The sequence below is a fragment of the Mycobacterium saskatchewanense genome, assembly GCF_010729105.1.
Taxonomy (GTDB): Bacteria; Actinomycetota; Actinomycetes; order Mycobacteriales; family Mycobacteriaceae; genus Mycobacterium; species Mycobacterium saskatchewanense.
The window spans coordinates 5,501,694-5,519,735 of the sequence record NZ_AP022573.1 but is presented as its reverse complement, the minus strand read 5'-3'; the positions used below and the strand labels follow the sequence as shown (position 1 = coordinate 5,519,735).

Here is an 18,042-nt window from a genome sequence, read left to right as displayed (position 1 = left end):
TCAGCGCCCTTGATCCCAGTGATACGGCACGACAAGCGGATTGCCGGCGGTGTAGGGGCTGGGCATCTGGCCGATCGTGCGGCCCCACTGCAGCTCCAGCTCGGTCAGGTTGCCCTCGAACCGGGTGCCGGTGAGGAAGGACGCGTCGAGCCGGCTCAGCGTGAGGTCGATGATGGCGGTCAGGTTCGCGTAGTCCCCCCGCGCCCACTTGCTGATGGTCTCCTTGGGGAACGGATAGGTGGCGAGCAGGCTCAGGGCGCGGGTCATGGCGGGACCGGCGTTGGCCAGTGATTCGAGCACCGGCGCCAGGTCCTTCAGTTCCTTGACCAGGGTGTCTTTGGTCTGGCGCACCGAATCGGCAACCAGCGCACTGAATTTGCCGAACTGGTCGAGCGCCTCGACGAGCGTCTGCCGCTCGTCGGCCAGGGTGTGCAGCGCGGCCGGGATGGTCCGCAACGCGCGGTCCACCACCGGCTTCTGGTCCGCGAACTGGCCGACCAGGTTGTTGAGGCTCTCGGCCGCGGCGACGATGTCGTCGGTCTGGTCGGTGACGTGGCCGGTGAACTCGTCGAGCTGGGCGATCAGGCCGCGCAGGTCATCGGCGCGGCCGGCCAGCGCGGTGCTCAGCGACTGGGTGATGTCCTGGATCTGCCCGATCCCACCCCCGTTGAGCAACAGGGAGATTGCGGCGAGCGTCTGCTCGGTCGAGGGGTAGGTGCCGGCCGACGACAGAGGAATCAGCGACCCCTCCCTCAATCTGCCGCGGGGCGGGACGCCGGTGGGCGCGGCCAGCTCGACGTGCAGCGAGCCCAGCAGGCTGGTCTGGCCGATCGTCGCCGCCGCGTTGGCCGGCAGGTCGACGTCACCGTCGAGCCGGAGCGTCAGCAGCGCATGCCAGCCCTGCCGCTCGATCCTGCTGACGTTGCCCACCGTGACGTCGCCGACCTGCACGCGGGAGTTCTGCTCGAGGGTGCCCACGTCGGGGAGCTGCGCCTGAATCGTGAACGAGCCGGGACCGCGCCCGGCGGTTCCCGGCAACGCCACCGAGTTCAGGCCCCGCCAGCCGCAGCCGGCCGGTGCGACCACCACCAGCGCCGCCAGCAGGCCCAGGGCGACGTGCCGCCGGCGCGTCACGATCCGTCCCCGGTCGGCAGCAGCAGGCCGCGCAGGCCGTCGGCGGGATTGGCCGGATGCACCACGGACGGGTCTGGTTGCGGCGGAACATAATCCGGCCGCATCCAATCCTCGCTGTAAGTCACCTCGTTCGGCCGCGCCGTCGCGCCGACCACCAGGTTCTCCCCCAGCGGCGGGAAGTTGTACTGACGATTCTTGATGATCGGCGCCAGATATTGCACGCACAGCTTGGCCGACTGGTCCCAGCCCAGACGCGACGCGGCCTGTATCGCCCCGCACAGGAACGCCACCGGGTTGGCGAAGTTGGCGAACGCCGGCGCGCCGCTCAGCGTGCCCTGCGCGGGCTGGTAGATGTTCATGAAGTTCTGCAGCTCGGTGGGCGCGATGTGCAGCGCCTGCCTGACGTCGTCGAGGCTGTTGTTGAGCGCCGTCGACACCGACGCCAGCCGGTCCGAGGTGGTGCCCAGCGCCTCCCTGTTGTCGGCCACGAAGCTCCGGACGTCGCCGACGACGTCGGCCAGCGCCGTGACCGCGTTGGCGACCTCGTTCGGGTCGTTGGCCAGCAGTCCGGTCACCGAGGCCAGGTTCTGGTTGAGCTGTCGCATCAGGTCACCGCTGCTCTGGAGCGCCGAGACCAGGATCGACAGGTTCCTGACCGTGCTGAACAGATCGCTGCTGTGGTCGCCGAGCGCCGAAACCGCCTCGGAGAGCTTGACGATGGTGTCCCGGATGGTCACGCCCTGACCGCGCAAATTGTTCGCGGCGGTGGTCACGAGCGACCCCAGGGGGCTCAGGCCACCTTGGGTGGGCTGCAGCATCTGCGTGAGCTTCTGCAGGTCCTGGCGCAGGTCGTCCCACTCGACCGGTACCGCGGTGCGGGCCTGCGGAATGACGGCGCCGTCGCGCAGCTGCGGACCGCCGGTGTAGGCGGGCGTCAGCTGAATGGCCCGCGAGGTGACCAGCGAGGGCGACAGAATCACGGCCATGGCGTCGGCGGGCACCGGGTATTTGGCGGCGTAGGAAAAGGTGATCTTGACGCGCTCGGGTTGCGGCTCGATTCTGCCGATCCTCCCGACGGCCACCCCCAGGATGCGCACTTCGTCGCCCACGAAGATGCCGTTGCTGTTGGCGAAGTAGGCGACCACCGTCGTCGCGCGGTTCGCTCCCGACGAGTGCCAAAGCGCGGCGATCCCGGCGATCAAGCTCAGCGCCAGCACGGCGGCGAGGCCGATTCGCGCGTTGCCGCGGTTCACCTTTCGCCGCCCTCGGGCGCGGGTGCCGGCTGCGCGGCGGGCAGCGGCGGCGGTCCCGGGGGCGGGCCGCCCGGCGGCGGTGCGGGGGGCGGCTCGCGGTACGGGTAGCGGGGGTCACCCGGCTTGCCGGTGATCGCGTCCGGGAGGTTCAGCCGCGGCTCGCCGCCCTGACCGGTACGGGGGAACGGCACGGGCAGTGCCGGCGTTCCCGGCTGACCGACCTGCGGGTCGGTGAGTTGCGACGGCAGTAGCACGTTCGGGTCCAGACCCAGGTCGGAGAACGCGGCGTCGACGAAGGGCTGGATGAACTGCCCGGGGATCAGGTTGGCGATGTAGAAGTTGAACCACGGTCCCGCGGACATCGATTCGCCGAGGGACAGCGCGTAGTCGTCGAACTTCTTGATCGCCTGTCGCAGGCGCTCCTTGCGGTTGTCGACTATCGCCAGGACCTCGTCGAGCTTGTCGAGTGTCGGTTTGAGGGTTTGCCGGTTGTCGGCGATGAGCCCCTTGATCTGCCGGCTCACCGCCTCGATGTTGCCGGAGATCTGGTCCAGCGCGCCGCTCTGGCCCTGCAATTGCACGAGCAGCGCGTTGCTGTCGCTGACCAATCGGGCTATCTGGTCGCTGCGCTCGGCCAGCACCGCGGTCGCTTTATTGGCGTTGCTCAACAGGTTTCGCAGTTGCGTGTCCCGGTCACTCAAGGTCTGCGAAAACCGCGCGACGCCGGCCACCGCGATCCTCAGGTCGGCCGGGGTGTCGGAAAAGGTGTCCGCCAGCACGGCCAGGGATTCGGACAACCGGTTGGTGTCCAGGCCGCTGATGGCGGCCCCGAGGTCACCGAGCGCGTCGGGAAGCTGATAGGGCGAGTGCGTGCGCCCGAGTGGGATCGGGCCGGGCAGCCGGCCGTCGCCGCGGGCGGTGACCTCGAGGATCTTGGCGCCCAGCAGGCTCTTCGTCTTGATCGACGCCTCGGTCCGATCCCCGAGCCGGATGTGCTTGTCGACCCCGAACTTCACCAGCACCCGCGGTCCGTCGAGCTCAATGGTGTTCACCGTGCCCGCCTTGTAACCCGAAACCTGCACGGCGGCACCGGTCAACAGGCCGCCGGCGTCGGCGAAATACGCCGAGTACTGTCTTTCCGATGTGAAGAACGGCAGCTTGCTGTAGGTCAGCGACGCCGCCACCACCCCGCCGACCACCACGACACCGATCGCGCCGACGATAAGCGGGTTGCGTTCGGCGAAATACTTCATCGCGGCGTGCACCTCCCCGAGGGCTGCCCGATCACCTTGACGTAAACCGGTTGCCCGCCTTTGCCATTCACCTTGAACAGCAATTCACACAGGTAGAAGCTGAAGAAGTCGCCGTAGAGGCCCTGCCGGTTCAGCATCTGGTAGGCGTCCGGCAGGGTGTTGAGGAAGTCGTCGAAGTAGTCGCGGTCGGCCAGGATGAGGTCGCCGGCGCGGTCACCCTCGTGGAGGATCTTCGCGAGCGGCGCACGGCCTTTCGCGAGGAGGTCGGCGATGGAGCCGGCCGCGGCGTTGGCGTAGGCGAGCCCGTTGGCGATGTCCCGCTTGCGGTCGGCCAGCGTGGCCAGCAGCTGGGCCAGCGAATCGACGCTCTTGGCGAACTGGGTGCTCTGGTCCCCGAGCGAGCCGAGCACGGTGTTGAGATTGACGATGACCTGCCCGATCAACCGATCCCGGTCCGCGAGCGTGTTGGTCAGCGCGGCGGTGCGCGCCAGGACGGAGCCGATGGTGGCGCCCTCGCCCTGGAACGCCTTGATCAGCTCGCCGGACAACGCGTTGATCTGGTTGGGGTCCAACGCATGAAACAACGGCCGGAACCCGCCGATGAGTGCGTCCAGGTCCAGCGCGGGCGAGGTCCGGGATAGCGGAATGGTGTCGCCCGGCCGCACTTGCCTGGTGCCCCCGGCGCCGTCTTGCAGCGCCAGGTAACGCCCGCCGATCAGGTTCTGGTAGCGGATGACCGCCTTGCTGCCCTCGGTCAACACGACGGTGTTGTCGGCGCTGAAGTCGACGACGGCCGTGCCGTCGTCCTGGATCGAGATCTTGTTCACCTTGCCGACCTCGACGCCCGCGATGCGGACGAAGTTGCCGGCCTCGAGCCCGGACACGTTGCTGAACCGCGCCTTGTACGGCAGCTCGTTGCCGAACCGCAGTTGGGCGAAGATCGCCAGCATGGCGATCAGGCCGAGGGTGCACACCACCATGAAGACGGCCAGGCGCCAGATGGCGCCGGGCAGGTTCTCCCTCATGGTGACTCCTGGTCGCGTGGGTCGGTGGCTCGTCAGGGCGGCGGTGGCGCGGGGGTGGGCTGTAGCTGTGCGGGGGCCGGGATCACGGCCGGCTCGGATCCCGGTGGCGGGGACCCCGGTTCGGGTGGCGCGCCCGGCGGTGGCGCCGGGGGCAGTCCGGGGTACAGGGGTGTCCCGTCCGCGGCGTACTGCGGGGCACCGTACGGAGGCGCGCCCGGGTACGGGATCGGCCCGGGCGCGGGGCCGCCGGGATACCGGATGCTGGGCGGTTCTGGAATCCCCCGGGTGACGGGCAAGTAGTCGGCGTATCCGGGGAAGGCGATGCCGGGGTTGGGCCGGATGTCCAGGCCCGTCCCCCAGCCGGTATCCGTGATCAACTGGCGCAGTGGCCAATTCGCGGCAACGTCCGGCAGTGACCCGCAACCCGGCCGGCCGCCGGGACCACCCTTGGCGCCCACGATCGGAAGGTTCTGGGGAAACCGGTATTGGTCCGGCCCGAATAACGGTGTGCTGTCGACGATCAGCGAGTACCCGTTGGCGCCACCCATCGCGTCCCGCCACCCGGTGTCCAGCGCCGTCTTGGCGCCGACCAGCATGCAGGTCAGCTCGGGGTTGTATTTCATCAGCAGGCTGGTCGTCGGATCGAGCAGATTCACCGCCCGGACGAGGTCGTCCCTGTTGGGCCCGACGAGTGCGATGCCACTACGCGAAAGGCCGACGACCCCGGAGAGCAGCGAGTCCAGCGCGGGCGAGTCGGCGCTGACCGTGCCGGCGGTGACGCTCGCGGCATCGAGCACCCGCAGGATGTCCTGCGCGGCAGCGCCATAGGTGTCGCCGGCGCCCTTGACCGCCCGGATGTCCGCGCGGACGGTGTCGGCGCGGGGATTGATCGCGCGCAGCACCTCCACGGTGTCGGTGATGCCCGTCCCGAGGGCGGCGCCCTGGCCGCGCAGGCCGTCGGCCAGCGCGGAAAGCACACCCTGGAGCTTGGCCGGGTCGATCTCGTCGAGGACGCCGACAAGGGTGGCGAACAGGGTGTTCACCTCGGTGCCGACGCTGTCGACCCCGATGACGGCCCCGGCGGCCAGGCGCTTCGGACTGGGCCGGCTCGGGTAGACCAGGTCGACGTATTTGGCGCTGAAGAACGTGGTAGCGCGGATGCGCGCTCCCACGTTGGCCGGAATGAATCCCACCTGGCCCGGATAGAGGTCCAGCCGGAGCGTCACCCGGTCCTTGCCGGTGGTGACCTGGGCGACCCGGCCCACCTGCACGCCGCGCATCTTGACCCTGCCGCCGCGGTCCATGACGAGGCCGGCCCGGTCCGACGTGACCGTCACCGGCACATACGACTTGAACGAACCGGAGAACAGGGCGGACGTCAGCCCGACGACGCCGACGCTGGCGACGACCAGGATGAGCGTCCACCACGCGGGATGCAGGCCCTCCGAGCGCGATTCCGACATGTCCGCCTACCCCGACAGATTGAAGTGGCCGGATTGACCGTGCACGGAAAGCGAGATGGCCAACACGATGAGCGTCAACACGATCAGCGACGTACGAACCGAGTGACCGACGGCCCGGCCGACCCCGGCCGGCCCGCCCGAGGCGTTGTAGCCGTAGTAGGTGTGGACGAGCATGATGGCGGTCGCGGCGATGATGACCGTGACGAACGACCACAGCAGGTCCGTCGAATTGAGGAACGTGCGAAAGTAGTGGTCGTACACGCCCGTTGACTGGCCGTAGATCCCCGTCGTGCCGAACCGCGCCGCCTGGAAGGCACACACCACCGCCACGCAGTACAGCGGAATGACCACCACGACTCCCGCCACCACCCGGGTGGAGACCAGGTAGGCGACCGACCGGACCGCCATCACCTCGAGCGCGTCGATCTCGTCGGCGATCCGCATCGCGCCCAGTTGCGCGGTGGCGCCCGCGCCGATCGTCGCGGCCAGCCCGACGCCGGCCACGGCGGGCGAAATGATGCGCACGTTGACGTAGGCGGAGATGAATCCCGTCATCGCCTCGACCCCGATGCCCGACAGCTGGTTGTAGCCCTGGACCGCGATGACCGCACCGGTCGACAGCGTGAGGAAGCCGACGATCACCACCGTGCCGCCGATCACCGCCAGCGCGCCGGTGCCCAGGCTCATCTGGGCGATCAGGCGGATTATTTCCTTGCCGTACCGGACAAAGGCGGTCCGCATCTCGGTAGCCGTCATCGCATAGAACTTGACCTGCCCGCCGACACTGTTCCAGCGGGCCGCAACGCCGCCGGCCAGGTGCGGCAGCCACGCGAATCGCGGCTGCGCCGCGCCGTCGGCGCTCATTGCGGACCCGTGTAGTAGACCGCGGTCGCGACGATGTTGATCACGAACAGCGCGATGAACGAGTAGACGACGGTCTCGTTGACGGCATTGCCGACGCCTTGCGGGCCCCCACCGACGGAGATGCCCTTGTAGCAGGCGATCAAGGCGGCCGCCATGCCGAACAGCGCCCCCTTGACCAGGCCGAGGATGAGGTCGGGCAGGTGCGTCAGCAGCGTCAGGCCCGCCGCGAACGCGCCGGGCGTGACGTGCTGGACGAAGACCGAGAAGAAGAACGACCCGGCCAGGCCCACGAGCGTCACCAGCGACACCAGGGATACCGCGACGACCGTGGCCGCCAACACCCGCGGCGCCGCCAGCCGGCGGACCGGATCGACCCCGAGCACCCGCAACGCATCGAGTTCATCGTGGATGGCGCGAGCGCCCAGGTCGGCACACATGGCGGTTGCCCCGGTGCCGGCGACGACGAGCACGGTCACGACCGGCCCGATCTGGGTAACCGAGGCGGTCGCGGCGCCGGTGCCGGAGAAGTCGGCCGCCCCGAATTCGACCAGGAGGATGTTCATGGTGAACACGACGAGCACGGTGAACGGGATCGTCAGCAACAGCGTCGGGATGATGGAAACCCGCGCCACGAACCACGTCTGCAGGAGAAATTCGCGCCACGGGAAAGGCAGCTTGACCATCGCGACGAACGTGTCGAGCGACATGGCGAAGAAATCGCCGAGCGAGCGCAGCGGCTTGGTGACCGACTCCGCGGGCATCATCGCGAACCCCTCCGCGCCTCTCGCCGCCGATGAACGAATTCGGTTTCGGCTGATCGACATTCGCGACGGGGTGGCCGACCAACTTTGATTCGTGCTGTCACTGCACTCACCACCCCGTCGGCACATACCCGGCGGCAGATTGCCGCAACGGCCAGATCTGTGCGGGGCATAGCTCCCCCACCGCTTGGCCGATCAGATATGACGCCTGATACTCGTCGGTGGTGCCGAAGTCGGTCTTGACGTCTGCCATCAGCTGCGGGTAGCGCTCACCGGCGCGCACCTTTGTGCAGATGCCGTTCCCGTACGCCAACGCGGCCTCGGCGCTGGGGAAGTTATAGCCCGGGCGCGCCGTCACATTGACGAGGTAGGCCACCGCGTCGGCCCGCGCGGCGGGCGGGTCCATCCACAGCAGGGCACCCGTCGACGCTGCGGTCGCCGTCGTCAGCAGTGTGCGCAGCGCCCCATGCCGGGTCATCTCGGTGGCCGATTAGCGGGAGCGCCGTACACGGCGACGACCACACTGCGGTCCAGGCTGTTTTCCGACCACACGCCCATCTGGGCGTGGGCGCAGTCCCGCATGATCGCGAGGTAGCCGGGGTTGGCATACCACTGGTTGATGACCTCGAGGCCACTGATCGCGAGCGCGGGATTGATTGCGACCGTCTCGGCGACGGTGCCGCGGTAGCCCGCGGCGGTCGCGCGGTCCTGTGGTGTCGAGCCGTCGGAGCCGACGTCGCCGTCGAGCGCTCGGTTGGCGAGCACATCGTCGGTGTGCCACTGCGCCGCCAGCTGCAGCTGCGGGTTGATCCGCACGTCGTTCGTGCATCCGGCGTTGTGCTGGATGGTGTAGACGTTCGCGACGACACCGTCGTTGAGCCGCTTGTTGTCCGCGTTCGCCGGTGCAGAGCGGCCGGCCGCCGCAACGACGAGAACGACGACTACCGAGGCGCCGCGACCGCAGATGACATCGCGTAATCTCATGCGGCCCCGCGGCTGCCGTCGGCCTCCGTGATCCATCGGCGCGCTTCGTCGGCTTGGGCCTCGGTGAACGTGCGGTACTTCCCGGGCCACAGGAACCCGAAAAGTTCGCTGAGTTTGGCCACGTGCTTCACCCACGGCACGTCGCTGACGATCGCGCAGCGGTCCCAATCGAAGTAATGGTCCACACCGAACTTCGAATCGGCCCACACGGCACCCGGCCCGAGACCCGCCAAATCGGGCGAGATTTCGCAATACAACCGCAGCTTTCGGTGGCGACTCAGCCGGTCTTCGAAACCCGGTATCAACACCGTGTCGTAATCGGCTTTCGTGATGTGCCCATGAAAAGCGAATGCGGCAACGTCGTCGGGGAAGCCGGCAAGCATTTCGATCACGAAGCCTCCCGAAAGACAAGAAATCCATTTCCGCTATGGTCATCGTCTCCTCGTCGAGCACGGCGGCCTAGGGGCCAAAGTCCCCGGACGATACGACCGGAGGTCGTCAGACCGGGGCGCCTCCGCCCCCGCGGCGCGCCGGGGGAAAAGCTTGTTCCAAGAGCCCGGCGCGGTCCTAAGATTGCGCGATGAGAGTCGGTATCGACTTCGGCACCACCCACACCGTCGTCGCGGCCGTCGACCGCGGCAACTATCCCGTCGTATCCTTCGACGGCTTCGGAGGCCTGGACGCGTGGCCCTCGATCATCGCCGCCAATGCCGCCGGCGAGTTGCGCTTCGGCGCGGACGCCGCCGCGGTCCGCCACGACCCACAGTGGTCGGTGCTCAGATCGTTCAAGCGCCTCCTCAACGACGCGGGCCCGCAGACCCAGGTGAACCTCGCCGGCCGCGACCATCGGCTGAGCGACCTTCTCACCGGCTTTCTGACCCACCTCAGAAGTGACCTGGCGCGCCGCTCGAACGCCGGCCTGGCGCCGGGCGAAGAGGTCGAGGCCGCGATCAGCGTGCCGGCCAACGCCTCCAGCGCCCAGCGCCTGCTGACGCTGGATGCCTTCCTGGCGGCGGGTTTTCACGTCGCCGCGCTGCTCAACGAGCCCTCGGCCGCGAGCCTCGAGTACGCCCACCGCTACCGCAACACCATCACCGCCAAACGCGAGTACGTCCTCGTATACGACCTCGGCGGGGGCACCTTCGACGCGTCGCTGCTGAGGATGACCGGCCACGCGCACGAGGTGGTCGTCAGCGAGGGCGTCCAGCGCCTCGGCGGGGACGACTTCGACGAGGCGATCCTCGACCTCGTCGCATCCCGGTCGGGTCTGCACGACCTGGATCCCGCCGCGCGGGACCTGCTGAAAGAGGAGTGCGCGGCCCGCAAGGAGGCGGTGGGGCCGCAGACGCGGCGCTTCCTGGTGGACCTGACCGGGGTCGCCGGGGCCGACCGGGCACCGTTTTCCTGCGCCGTCGACGACGTCTACGCCGTCTGTGCGCCGCTGGTGGACAGGACCGTGACGTTGCTGGATCGCGTGCTGCGCGAACCGACGCCGGGCGGCCGGGACGTGTCGTGGTCCGAGGTAGCCGGTATCTACGTGGTCGGCGGGGCCGGGAGCTTCCCGCTGGTGTCCCGGATGCTGCGGACGACGTTCGGCGAGAAGCGCGTGAAACGCTCACCGCACCCGTTCGCGGCCACGGCCATCGGCCTGGCGGTGTTCCTCGACAAGGAAGCAGGTTACGCGCTGTCCGAGCGGTTTTCGCGGAACTTCGGGGTGTTTCGCGAGGCGCAGGCCGGGGCCGGTGTCGTCTTCGACCCGATCGTGAGCAAGGACGCCGCGCTCCCCGCCGATGGGCGAACGCCGCTGGTGGTCAAGCGGACCTACCGGGCGGCGCACAACATCGGGCACTTCCGGTTCGTCGAATGCAGCCGGCTGGTCAACGGCCGCCCGGACGGCGACGTGACGCCCTACGATCCCGTCCTCTTCCCGTTCGACCCGGCCCTCTACGATCGGGAGGACCTGAAACGGCAGCCGGTCGGCCGCTGGAAAGACGGACCCGACGTCGAGGAACGCTACGTCATCGCCCCCACCGGCGCGGTGGAGGTGACCCTGACCACGCAGCCGGCCGGCTTCAAGCGCACATTCCGCCTGGAGCGGTGCGCTTCGGCGAGTGGTTAAGGCGGTCATGGAGCTATACGACGTCATGCGAACGGTGTTCGCGGCGCGCGAATTCACCGATGACCCGGTGCCCGACGAGGTGTTGGCGCGGATCTTCGACAACGCCCGGTTCGCGCCCAGCGGCGGCAACCGGCAGGGCGCCCACGTCACGGTGGTGCGCGACGCGGCGGCCCGCCGCCGGCTCGCCGATCTGGGCAAGGCCGCCGCGCGCCGTTACTCCGCCCAGGTGCAGGCGGGCGAAAACCCTTGGAACCCGGTGCATCCCACCGGGGTTCCGCAGGACGTCATCGATCACACCGAAATCCCGGAGGCATTCGTCGCGTCGATCGCCGAAGCGCCCGTGGTGCTTGTCTTCTCGGTCGACCTCGGCGTCGTCGCGGCCCTCGATCAGGACCTGGACCGCATCGGAGTGGCCGGCGGGGCATCGATATATCCGCTGGTGTGGAACGTCCTGCTGGCCGCCCGCAACGAGGGCTACGGAGGGACCATCACGACCATGGCCATCGCGGAGGAGGACCAGGTTCGGCAACTGCTGGGGATTCCCGACCCGCACGCGGTCGCCGCGATCGTCCCGATCGGCAAACCCGTGCGGCAGCTGACCAGGCTGCGCCGCCGGCCCGTGGGAGAGTTCGTCACCCGCGATCGCTTCGACGGCCCGGCGTTCGAGGGCTGACGGTCCGCCACCGCAGCGATAGCGTCGACTCTATGACCGACGTAGATCTGAACGAGCTGTCGACCGCCGACCACGGGTACACCGTCGATGACCAGGATGATGACGACCCGGTGCTGCTTGATCGACAGGGCAACCATGTCGACACGTGGCGGGAGCGATACCCCTACGACCACCGGATGGAACGCGACGAATACGAGTGCCTGAAGCGCCGACTGCAGATCGAGTTGCTCAAGCTGCAAAAGCACAACAAGCGCGCCGGCGGCAGGCAGGTGATCGTATTCGAGGGACGCGACGCGGCCGGCAAGGGTGGCACCATTCAGCGCTTCATGGAGCACCTCAACCCGCGCAATGCGCGCGTGGTGGCACTGGATAAACCCACCGACCAAGAGAAGACGCAGTGGTATTTCCAGCGCTATATCGGCCACCTGCCGTCCGGTGGCGAGATCGTTTTGTTCGACCGGTCCTGGTACAACCGGGCCGGCGTGGAGAAGGTGATGGGCTTCTGCAGTCCGAGCCAATACGCCGAATTCATGGAACAGGCGCCGTTATTCGAACGGATGCTCGTCGACAACGGCATCAACCTCACCAAATTTTGGTTCTCTGTGTCGCCCGCCGAGCAGCGAACCCGATTCGCCGTCCGCATAGTCGACCCGGTGCGGCAGTGGAGATCTTCGCCGATGGATATGGAATCGGTGAACCGATGGGACGACTACACCGCAGCGAAGGAAGCGATGTTCGCCGCCACCGACACCGGCATCGGCCCCGTGGATCGTGGTCAGGAGCAACGACAAGAAGCGGGCCAGGATCAACGCCATTCGCTACGTGCTCGCCCGGACCGACTATGACGGCAAGGACGACGGGGTGGTCGATGAGCCGGACCCGTTGATCGTGGGCCGCGCACTGACGGACTGACGGCGGGGGGTGATCCGTCCGTTGCCACAACCTGCCGACCTCACATCGGGTCGTTGCGCTTCGGGACTGGCTGCACTATTACAATCACTTCGGCCCCACACCGGCATCGGCGGAAAAACACCCATCGACGCCTACGCGTTCACAACCTGCCAGTGAAGAACAGCTGGGCCGGCCGCGCGTTGATCCCACTCCTTAAGCGTTGATCCCACTCCTTAATAGGATTCCGGTTCGGAGCACACTCCCGACCAGAGCGGAGTCCCCCATGTCCACGTGGCTCGTCACCGGCTGCTCGACCGGCCTTGGTCGCGCGGTGGCCGAAGCCGTCCTCGGGGCGGGCCACAACGCCGTGGTTACCGCGCGCGACCCCGCGAAAGTGAGCGACCTGGCCGAGGCGGCGCCGGAACGCGCGCTCGCCGTCACTCTCGACGTCACCAAGCCCGACCAGGTGGCCTCGGCCGTCGACCGCGCCGACAAGCGATTCGGTGGCGTGGACGTGCTGGTCAACAACGCCGGCTACGGCTATCGCGCCGCCGTCGAAGAGGGCAACGATTCCGAGGTGCGAAACCTGTTCGAGACGCACTTCTTTGGCACCGTCGCGATGATCAAAGCCGTGCTGCCGGGCATGCGGGCACGCCGCAGCGGCGCGATCGTCAACATCTCCTCGATCGGCGCTCAGGTCACCCCGGTGGGATCGGGCTATTACGCGGCGGCGAAGGCCGCGATGGAGGGCATGAGCGGGTCCCTGCGCGGCGAGCTGGCCCCGCTGGGCATCTCGGTGACGGTCGTCGAGCCCGGCGCCTTCCGCACCGACTTCGCTGGCCGTTCCCTCGTGCAGTCCGCGACGATCATCGACGACTACGCGAACACCGCGGGGCGCCGCCGCAAGGAGAACGACACCATGCATGGCAACCAGACCGGCGATCCGGCGAAGGCCGGCGCGGCGATCATCGCGGCGGTCGAAGCGCCCGAGCCTCCGGGTTTCCTGCTGCTGGGCCCGGACGCCCTGGCGATCTACCGCTACGTGACCGAGCAACGCGCGAACGAGATCGCCGCATGGGAAGACCTCACGAGCGGGACTGACTTCGAGCGCTGATCCTCAGCCGCGCAGCTGGGGCAGCACGTCGCGCTCGTACGTCGCGAAGAAACCCTCGATATCCGGCCCGACCTGCTGCACGTAGACCTCGTCGATGTCGGCGTCGAGGTACTTGCGCACCCGCGCGACGTGCATGTCGGGGTCCGGCCCGCTGGCGATGCTCTCGGCAATCTGGTCGGGCGTGACGAGAGACATCAGCGCGGCGAAGTCCTTGGGCCGCGGCAGCGTCTGCGCCGATTGGCCGGGCAGCGCATCGTTGCCCCACAACCGATGCGCCGCCTCGAGGGCCGCGTCGGCGTCCTCGTCCCAGCTGACCTTCATGCCGGCCTGCACGGGCTTGTCCCCGCCGCCGGACTCCCGGAAGGTCTTCACCAACTCGGCCTCGGGCGTCACCAGGACGTACCCGTCGCCGAGGCGTCCCGCGAGCTCCGCCGCCTGCGGACCGAACCCTGAAACATAAATGGGCAAGGGCTGCTCGGGCCGCGTGTAGATGCGCGCCTCCTGCACTTCGTAGTGCTTCCCGTGGTGGCTCACCTCGCCGCCGCGGTGCAGCAGCCGGATGATCTCCACCGCCTCCTCCAGCATTTCCTGGCGCACACCCACCGACGGCCAGGGATCGCCCAGGATGTGTTCGTTGAGTGCCTCGCCGCTGCCGACCCCGAGCACGAAGCGGCCGTCGAGCTGGACCGCCGCGGTGGCCGAGGCCTGCGCGATGATCGCCGGGTGGGTCCTGATGGTGGGGCACGTGACGGCGGTGCTGACGGGCAGCGACGTCACCTGAGAAAGGGCACCGATCACGCCCCACACGAAGGGGCTCTGCCCCTGCTCGTCGTTCCAGGGATGGAAGTGGTCGGAGATCCACAGCGCGTCGAACCCGGCCGCCTCCGCGCGCTTGGCCTGGTCCACGAGTTCCTTCGGGCTGTACTGCTCGCAGGACAGAAAGTATCCGATCTTGGTCATGGCCGGGGGCTACCCGCTGCCCGCCGCGTTATGCATGCCGGGACCTGTTTACGCGCTGTGAATCCCGGGAATTCGTGTGCGTGTCCCCCGCCCCGGAGCTAGATCCCGAAACGTCGGCGGCGACCGAGTCCCCTTATCGCACAGATGGTTTCGCCGCGTTGCGCAGCTACGCGCCGATCGGCGACGGCCGCACCGTGGCGCTGGTCGCCGAAGACGGCGCGATCGACTGGTTCCCGGTCCCGGACCTCGATTCCGTGCCGGTTTTCGCCGCGCTCATCGACCGCCCGAACGGGGGGCGGGTGGACCTCACCCCGACCGTGCCGTTTCGCACCGAGCGCCGCTACCTGCCGGGAACGAACGTCCTCGAGACCACCTTCATCACCGAGTCCGGGCGCGTGCGGGTGACCGACGCGCTGAACATCGGCTTCGGCGGCCGATTGCCCTGGACCGAGCTGGCGCGGCGGGTGGAGGGCCTCGGCGGCGAGGTCCCGATGCGCTGGCGGGTCGCTCCCGGCACGTGCCTGAACTCCGCGTCGCCCTGGGCGCGGCGAACCCCCCACGGTCGGGTGCTTCGGGCCGGCGCACTGAATCTGGCGGTCTGCCTGTCGGACAATGTGGATGCGCGATGGACCGACCAGGCGGCATCGGGAACGTTCACGACCGCGGCGCATGAACGCCGCGTGATCGGCCTCGTCGCCTCGGAATCCGAGCCGCTGATGCTGTCGTCGGCCGATGACATCGATCAAGGACTGGACAGGACGATCGAACTCTGGTGCAACTGGTCGGGCCAGTTCGAGTACACCGGATCCTGGGAGGAAGAGGTGCGCCGCAGCGTGCTGATGCTGAAGCTGCTCATTTTCAGCCCGACGGGCGCGATCGCGGCGGCCGCCACCACGTCGCTGCCCGAACGCTTTTCGGGCGGTAAGAATTGGGATTACCGTTTCGCGTGGGTGCGCGACACCGCGTATACGCTAGGCGCGTTGCGCCGCTTCGGGATTCGCGAGGAGACGCATTCGGCGGTCACCTGGCTGCTGCGGACCGTCCGCCGCCATGGTCCGGAAGTCGGAGTGTTCTATCGCCTCGACGGGTCGTCGCCCGACCCCGTCACCGAGTACGAGGCGGCAGGCTGGCGCGGAATCGGCCCCGTCGTGACCGGAAACCGCGCCGACGGCCAACTGCAGCTGAGCATCTTCGCCGACCTGTTCGACACCGTTCGGCTCTACGTCGACAGCGGCCACGTGCTGGATACCGAAACCGGCCACCTACTGGCTGGTTTCGCCGACCGCGCCTGCGACGCCTGGCGGCACCGCGACTCGGGCATGTGGGAGTTGCAGCGGCGCGAGCACTACACGTCGTCCAAACTCGGTTGCTGGCAAGCCCTTCGGTGCGCGGTGTATCTCGCCGAGATCGGCCAGATTCCCGGCGATCCGCACCGGTGGGCCGACGAGGCGGAGCGGATCCGCGACTGGGTGCAACGACGCTGCTGGTCCGAGGGACTGGGCAGCTACGAGTGGTATCCGGGCAGCGGCAAGCTCGACACCTCGATCCTGCTACACGCCGGCAGCGGCTTCGACCGCGGTCCCCGGATGTCGGCGACCATCGACGCGCTGCGCCGCGAATTAGGCAGCGGGCCATTGCTTTTCCGCTTCAGCGGGGCGCGCGATGACGAACACGAGGGCGCGTTCGTCGCATGTGGGTTCTGGGCCATCTCCGCGTTGCATCACGTCGGCAGGACCGACGAGGCGCGTGATCTGATGAAAGAGCTCGTCGGGCTCACCAACGACGTCGGCGTGCTGCCCGAGATGATCGGGGCGGAAGACGGCGCGTTCATGGGGAACCTGCCGCAGGGCCTGAGCCACCTGGCAATGATCGGTGCCGCCCTGGACCTGCAGTCCTGAGACAGGCCGCCGCGCCCGGCCCCGTCCACCGCGGGCCGATCACACGGCTTTGGTGACGCCGACGTAAGACAGCACCACGTCGGATTGGTCGGTCATTCGGGTCAGCACCGCATACGACCGGATGAACGACTGACCCACGCACCCGTCGATCTTGACGTGGAAGTTGCTGATCATCACCCAGGGGTTCGCGCCCTTGAACTGTTTCCTGATCACCGGAACCACGATCACCAGACCCGGCTTGAGTCCCACGCTCATCACCCCGTTGACGGGCGTGGACACGTACGGCAGCAAGGGCGGCAATGTACCGGTGGTGTCGAACGTCGGACTGACGCCGGGGATGACGCCGACGCCACCTTCCATGATCACGCCGTTGGACGTGCTCATGTCGATCCCGCAGCCGATTTGGTAGCCGACTTCCAGGATGCCGTGGGGCTCTTCCGGCCCTTTCAGCGAGCCGACGAAAATCCCGCTGGACACGTATTCGCGGGACGCGAGAGAGGTGGTCAAAGGCGGCACCGGAATTTGCATCTCGTCCTTCGCGCCCAGGCCCAGCGTCCAGCCGTCGGGAGTGTTGAGGATGGCGGGCGGATTCGATGGCACCGCGCCGCCGGCCGGCGGCGCAGCTGCACCGGCGGGTTCGACCTCGGGGTCGGCGCTGGTCGAGGGCGGCACGGCCACTGACATGAGGAGGCAGACGCCGACGGCCAGGGCGCGACGAACGACCACGGCTATCGGCCTCACAGACAACAAAGTACGCAGTAGCGGTCGCGAGACCCGAAATCGCTCGGACGTCGACCAAAGTCGTTGTTTATTCGTGATTGGTATGCGATACGGATGCCGAATGTAGAATCGGCTCATTGAGCCGGCAGTTCGGTCAGGTGACGGAGGGTCCGCGATGAGTTGTCGCAGATGCACTCGTGGATTGATTGCCGCCGCCGCCATCGTCGCCGCGTTGACGGGCGGCACCGGCGTTGCGCTCGCCTCGCCCGACCCTGGTCAGCAGCCCGACATCCCGACCATCGACGAGTGGCAGATACAGTTCCCGACCACGATGACGAACCCTCAGGACGAGAGCGGCCCGACCGGTGACTGGGGGGGCGTCGGTATGTATTGCGAGAATCTCTTCGCGCACTGCGGTTGATCACGAAGGCCGCTGAATCCGCATAACGGTGCGGGACCCCGCGGCACGTCCGGACCTAGTCCCGACCCCGCCGGGCGTCGATCGAATACCGTCCCGCGCCGGCGAAGACCAACAGGAAGAACCCGAAGCAGAAGAGGATCGCCGCGAGTCCGCCGTTGCCGACCGGCGGATCACCGATCGGCCACAGCGCTTTGGGCTGATGCATCCAGAAGTAGGCGACCGCCATTGCCCCCGAGGCGACGAACGCGGCGGCCCGCGTCCACAGCCCCACGGCGATCAGGAGCCCCGTGATCAACTCGATCACCCCGGCATACCAAACGGGCCAGGCTCCGACCTCGACGGGGTGCGGCCACCGGTATGGCCAACCCAAGATCGTGATCGAACCGTGCACGGCGAACAGCAGGCCGTAGACCAATCGGAACAGGCTCAGGACCGCGGGCTCGTAGCCGTCCAAACGGCGATTGAGGGGCTTCGTCATGGTGCCCAGATTACGGTTTCGGCCCACCCGC

At 67.9% G+C, this 18,042-nt stretch carries 17 protein-coding genes and 2 pseudogenes; 6 read left to right on the top strand and 13 right to left on the bottom strand.

Going from position 1 to position 18,042, the window contains the following annotated elements; translation table 11 throughout:
* From G6N56_RS25900 to G6N56_RS25855, 10 genes and pseudogenes are all read right to left on the bottom strand, one after another.
* Complete coding sequence (locus G6N56_RS25900) at window positions 1-1,134, bottom strand: virulence factor Mce family protein (protein ID WP_085255019.1); 1,134 nt, start codon at window positions 1,132-1,134, stop codon at window positions 1-3.
* Window positions 1,131-2,387, bottom strand: coding sequence for an MCE family protein (locus tag G6N56_RS25895; RefSeq protein ID WP_085255020.1), 1,257 nt, complete (start codon window positions 2,385-2,387; stop codon window positions 1,131-1,133). The genes G6N56_RS25900 and G6N56_RS25895 overlap by 4 nt, the downstream gene beginning before the upstream one ends.
* Window positions 2,384-3,640 (bottom strand): MCE family protein, encoded by a 1,257-nt coding sequence (locus tag G6N56_RS25890; RefSeq protein ID WP_085255168.1) that lies wholly within the window; start codon window positions 3,638-3,640, stop codon window positions 2,384-2,386. The genes G6N56_RS25895 and G6N56_RS25890 overlap by 4 nt, the downstream gene beginning before the upstream one ends.
* Complete coding sequence (locus tag G6N56_RS25885; protein ID WP_085255021.1) at window positions 3,637-4,665, bottom strand: MCE family protein; 1,029 nt, start codon at window positions 4,663-4,665, stop codon at window positions 3,637-3,639. Before G6N56_RS25885 ends, G6N56_RS25890 begins: the two co-directional genes overlap by 4 nt.
* A gap of 32 nt (window positions 4,666-4,697) precedes the next feature.
* The gene (locus tag G6N56_RS25880) at window positions 4,698-6,128 is read right to left on the bottom strand and encodes an MCE family protein (RefSeq protein ID WP_085255022.1); all 1,431 of its coding nucleotides are present in this window, start codon (window positions 6,126-6,128) and stop codon (window positions 4,698-4,700) included.
* 6 nt (window positions 6,129-6,134) lie between these two features.
* Window positions 6,135-6,992: an ABC transporter permease gene (locus G6N56_RS25875; RefSeq protein WP_085255023.1), complete on the bottom strand. Its 858-nt coding sequence runs from the start codon at window positions 6,990-6,992 to the stop codon at window positions 6,135-6,137.
* Entirely contained in the window at window positions 6,989-7,756 is a 768-nt protein-coding gene (locus G6N56_RS25870; RefSeq protein ID WP_085255024.1) for an MlaE family ABC transporter permease, read from the bottom strand. Before G6N56_RS25870 ends, G6N56_RS25875 begins: the two co-directional genes overlap by 4 nt.
* 106 nt (window positions 7,757-7,862) lie before the next feature.
* Complete coding sequence (locus tag G6N56_RS25865) at window positions 7,863-8,231, bottom strand: DUF732 domain-containing protein (RefSeq protein WP_085255025.1); 369 nt, start codon at window positions 8,229-8,231, stop codon at window positions 7,863-7,865.
* Window positions 8,231-8,737, bottom strand: a pseudogene (locus G6N56_RS25860) (CAP domain-containing protein); the annotation flags it as partial. The pseudogene G6N56_RS25860 and the gene G6N56_RS25865, both read right to left, overlap by 1 nt.
* Window positions 8,734-9,120, bottom strand: coding sequence for a SpoIIAA family protein (locus G6N56_RS25855; RefSeq protein WP_232069395.1), 387 nt, complete (start codon window positions 9,118-9,120; stop codon window positions 8,734-8,736). The pseudogene G6N56_RS25860 and the gene G6N56_RS25855, both read right to left, overlap by 4 nt.
* A gap of 197 nt (window positions 9,121-9,317) precedes the next feature.
* Between G6N56_RS25855 and G6N56_RS25850 the strand changes: the two genes are divergently transcribed.
* The 4 genes and pseudogenes from G6N56_RS25850 to G6N56_RS25835 all read left to right on the top strand — a co-directional run bounded on the left by G6N56_RS25850 (window position 9,318) and on the right by G6N56_RS25835 (window position 13,534).
* Window positions 9,318-10,856 carry an Hsp70 family protein gene (locus tag G6N56_RS25850; protein ID WP_085255028.1) on the top strand — a complete coding sequence of 513 codons (1,539 nt, stop codon included), beginning with the start codon at window positions 9,318-9,320 and terminating at the stop codon, window positions 10,854-10,856.
* Between the two features lie 7 nt (window positions 10,857-10,863).
* On the top strand, window positions 10,864-11,529 hold the full coding sequence (locus G6N56_RS25845; RefSeq protein ID WP_085255029.1) for a nitroreductase family protein: 666 nt from the start codon (window positions 10,864-10,866) through the stop codon (window positions 11,527-11,529).
* 32 nt (window positions 11,530-11,561) lie between these two features.
* Window positions 11,562-12,441 (top strand): annotated as a pseudogene (gene ppk2 / locus G6N56_RS25840) (polyphosphate kinase 2).
* Between the two features lie 262 nt (window positions 12,442-12,703).
* Window positions 12,704-13,534 carry an oxidoreductase gene (locus tag G6N56_RS25835; protein WP_085255030.1) on the top strand — a complete coding sequence of 277 codons (831 nt, stop codon included), beginning with the start codon at window positions 12,704-12,706 and terminating at the stop codon, window positions 13,532-13,534.
* 3 nt (window positions 13,535-13,537) lie between these two features.
* Here the strand turns inward: G6N56_RS25835 and G6N56_RS25830 are convergent, their stop codons facing one another.
* Window positions 13,538-14,494, bottom strand: a complete 957-nt coding sequence (locus G6N56_RS25830) for an LLM class F420-dependent oxidoreductase (RefSeq protein ID WP_085255031.1) — start codon at window positions 14,492-14,494, stop codon at window positions 13,538-13,540.
* An 80-nt stretch (window positions 14,495-14,574) separates the two neighbouring features.
* On the opposite strand from G6N56_RS25830, the gene G6N56_RS25825 reads away from it, so the two are divergent.
* On the top strand, window positions 14,575-16,392 hold the full coding sequence (locus G6N56_RS25825; RefSeq protein WP_085255032.1) for a glycoside hydrolase family 15 protein: 1,818 nt from the start codon (window positions 14,575-14,577) through the stop codon (window positions 16,390-16,392).
* A gap of 39 nt (window positions 16,393-16,431) precedes the next feature.
* Here the strand turns inward: G6N56_RS25825 and G6N56_RS25820 are convergent, their stop codons facing one another.
* Window positions 16,432-17,118: an MspA family porin gene (locus G6N56_RS25820; RefSeq protein WP_408632715.1), complete on the bottom strand. Its 687-nt coding sequence runs from the start codon at window positions 17,116-17,118 to the stop codon at window positions 16,432-16,434.
* A gap of 196 nt (window positions 17,119-17,314) precedes the next feature.
* On the opposite strand from G6N56_RS25820, the gene G6N56_RS25815 reads away from it, so the two are divergent.
* Complete coding sequence (locus tag G6N56_RS25815; protein ID WP_232069154.1) at window positions 17,315-17,533, top strand: hypothetical protein; 219 nt, start codon at window positions 17,315-17,317, stop codon at window positions 17,531-17,533.
* Window positions 17,534-17,588: 55 nt separating this feature from the next.
* Here the strand turns inward: G6N56_RS25815 and G6N56_RS25810 are convergent, their stop codons facing one another.
* Window positions 17,589-18,011, bottom strand: coding sequence for a DoxX family protein (locus G6N56_RS25810; RefSeq protein ID WP_085255034.1), 423 nt, complete (start codon window positions 18,009-18,011; stop codon window positions 17,589-17,591).
* Between the last annotated feature and the right edge of the window lie 31 nt (window positions 18,012-18,042).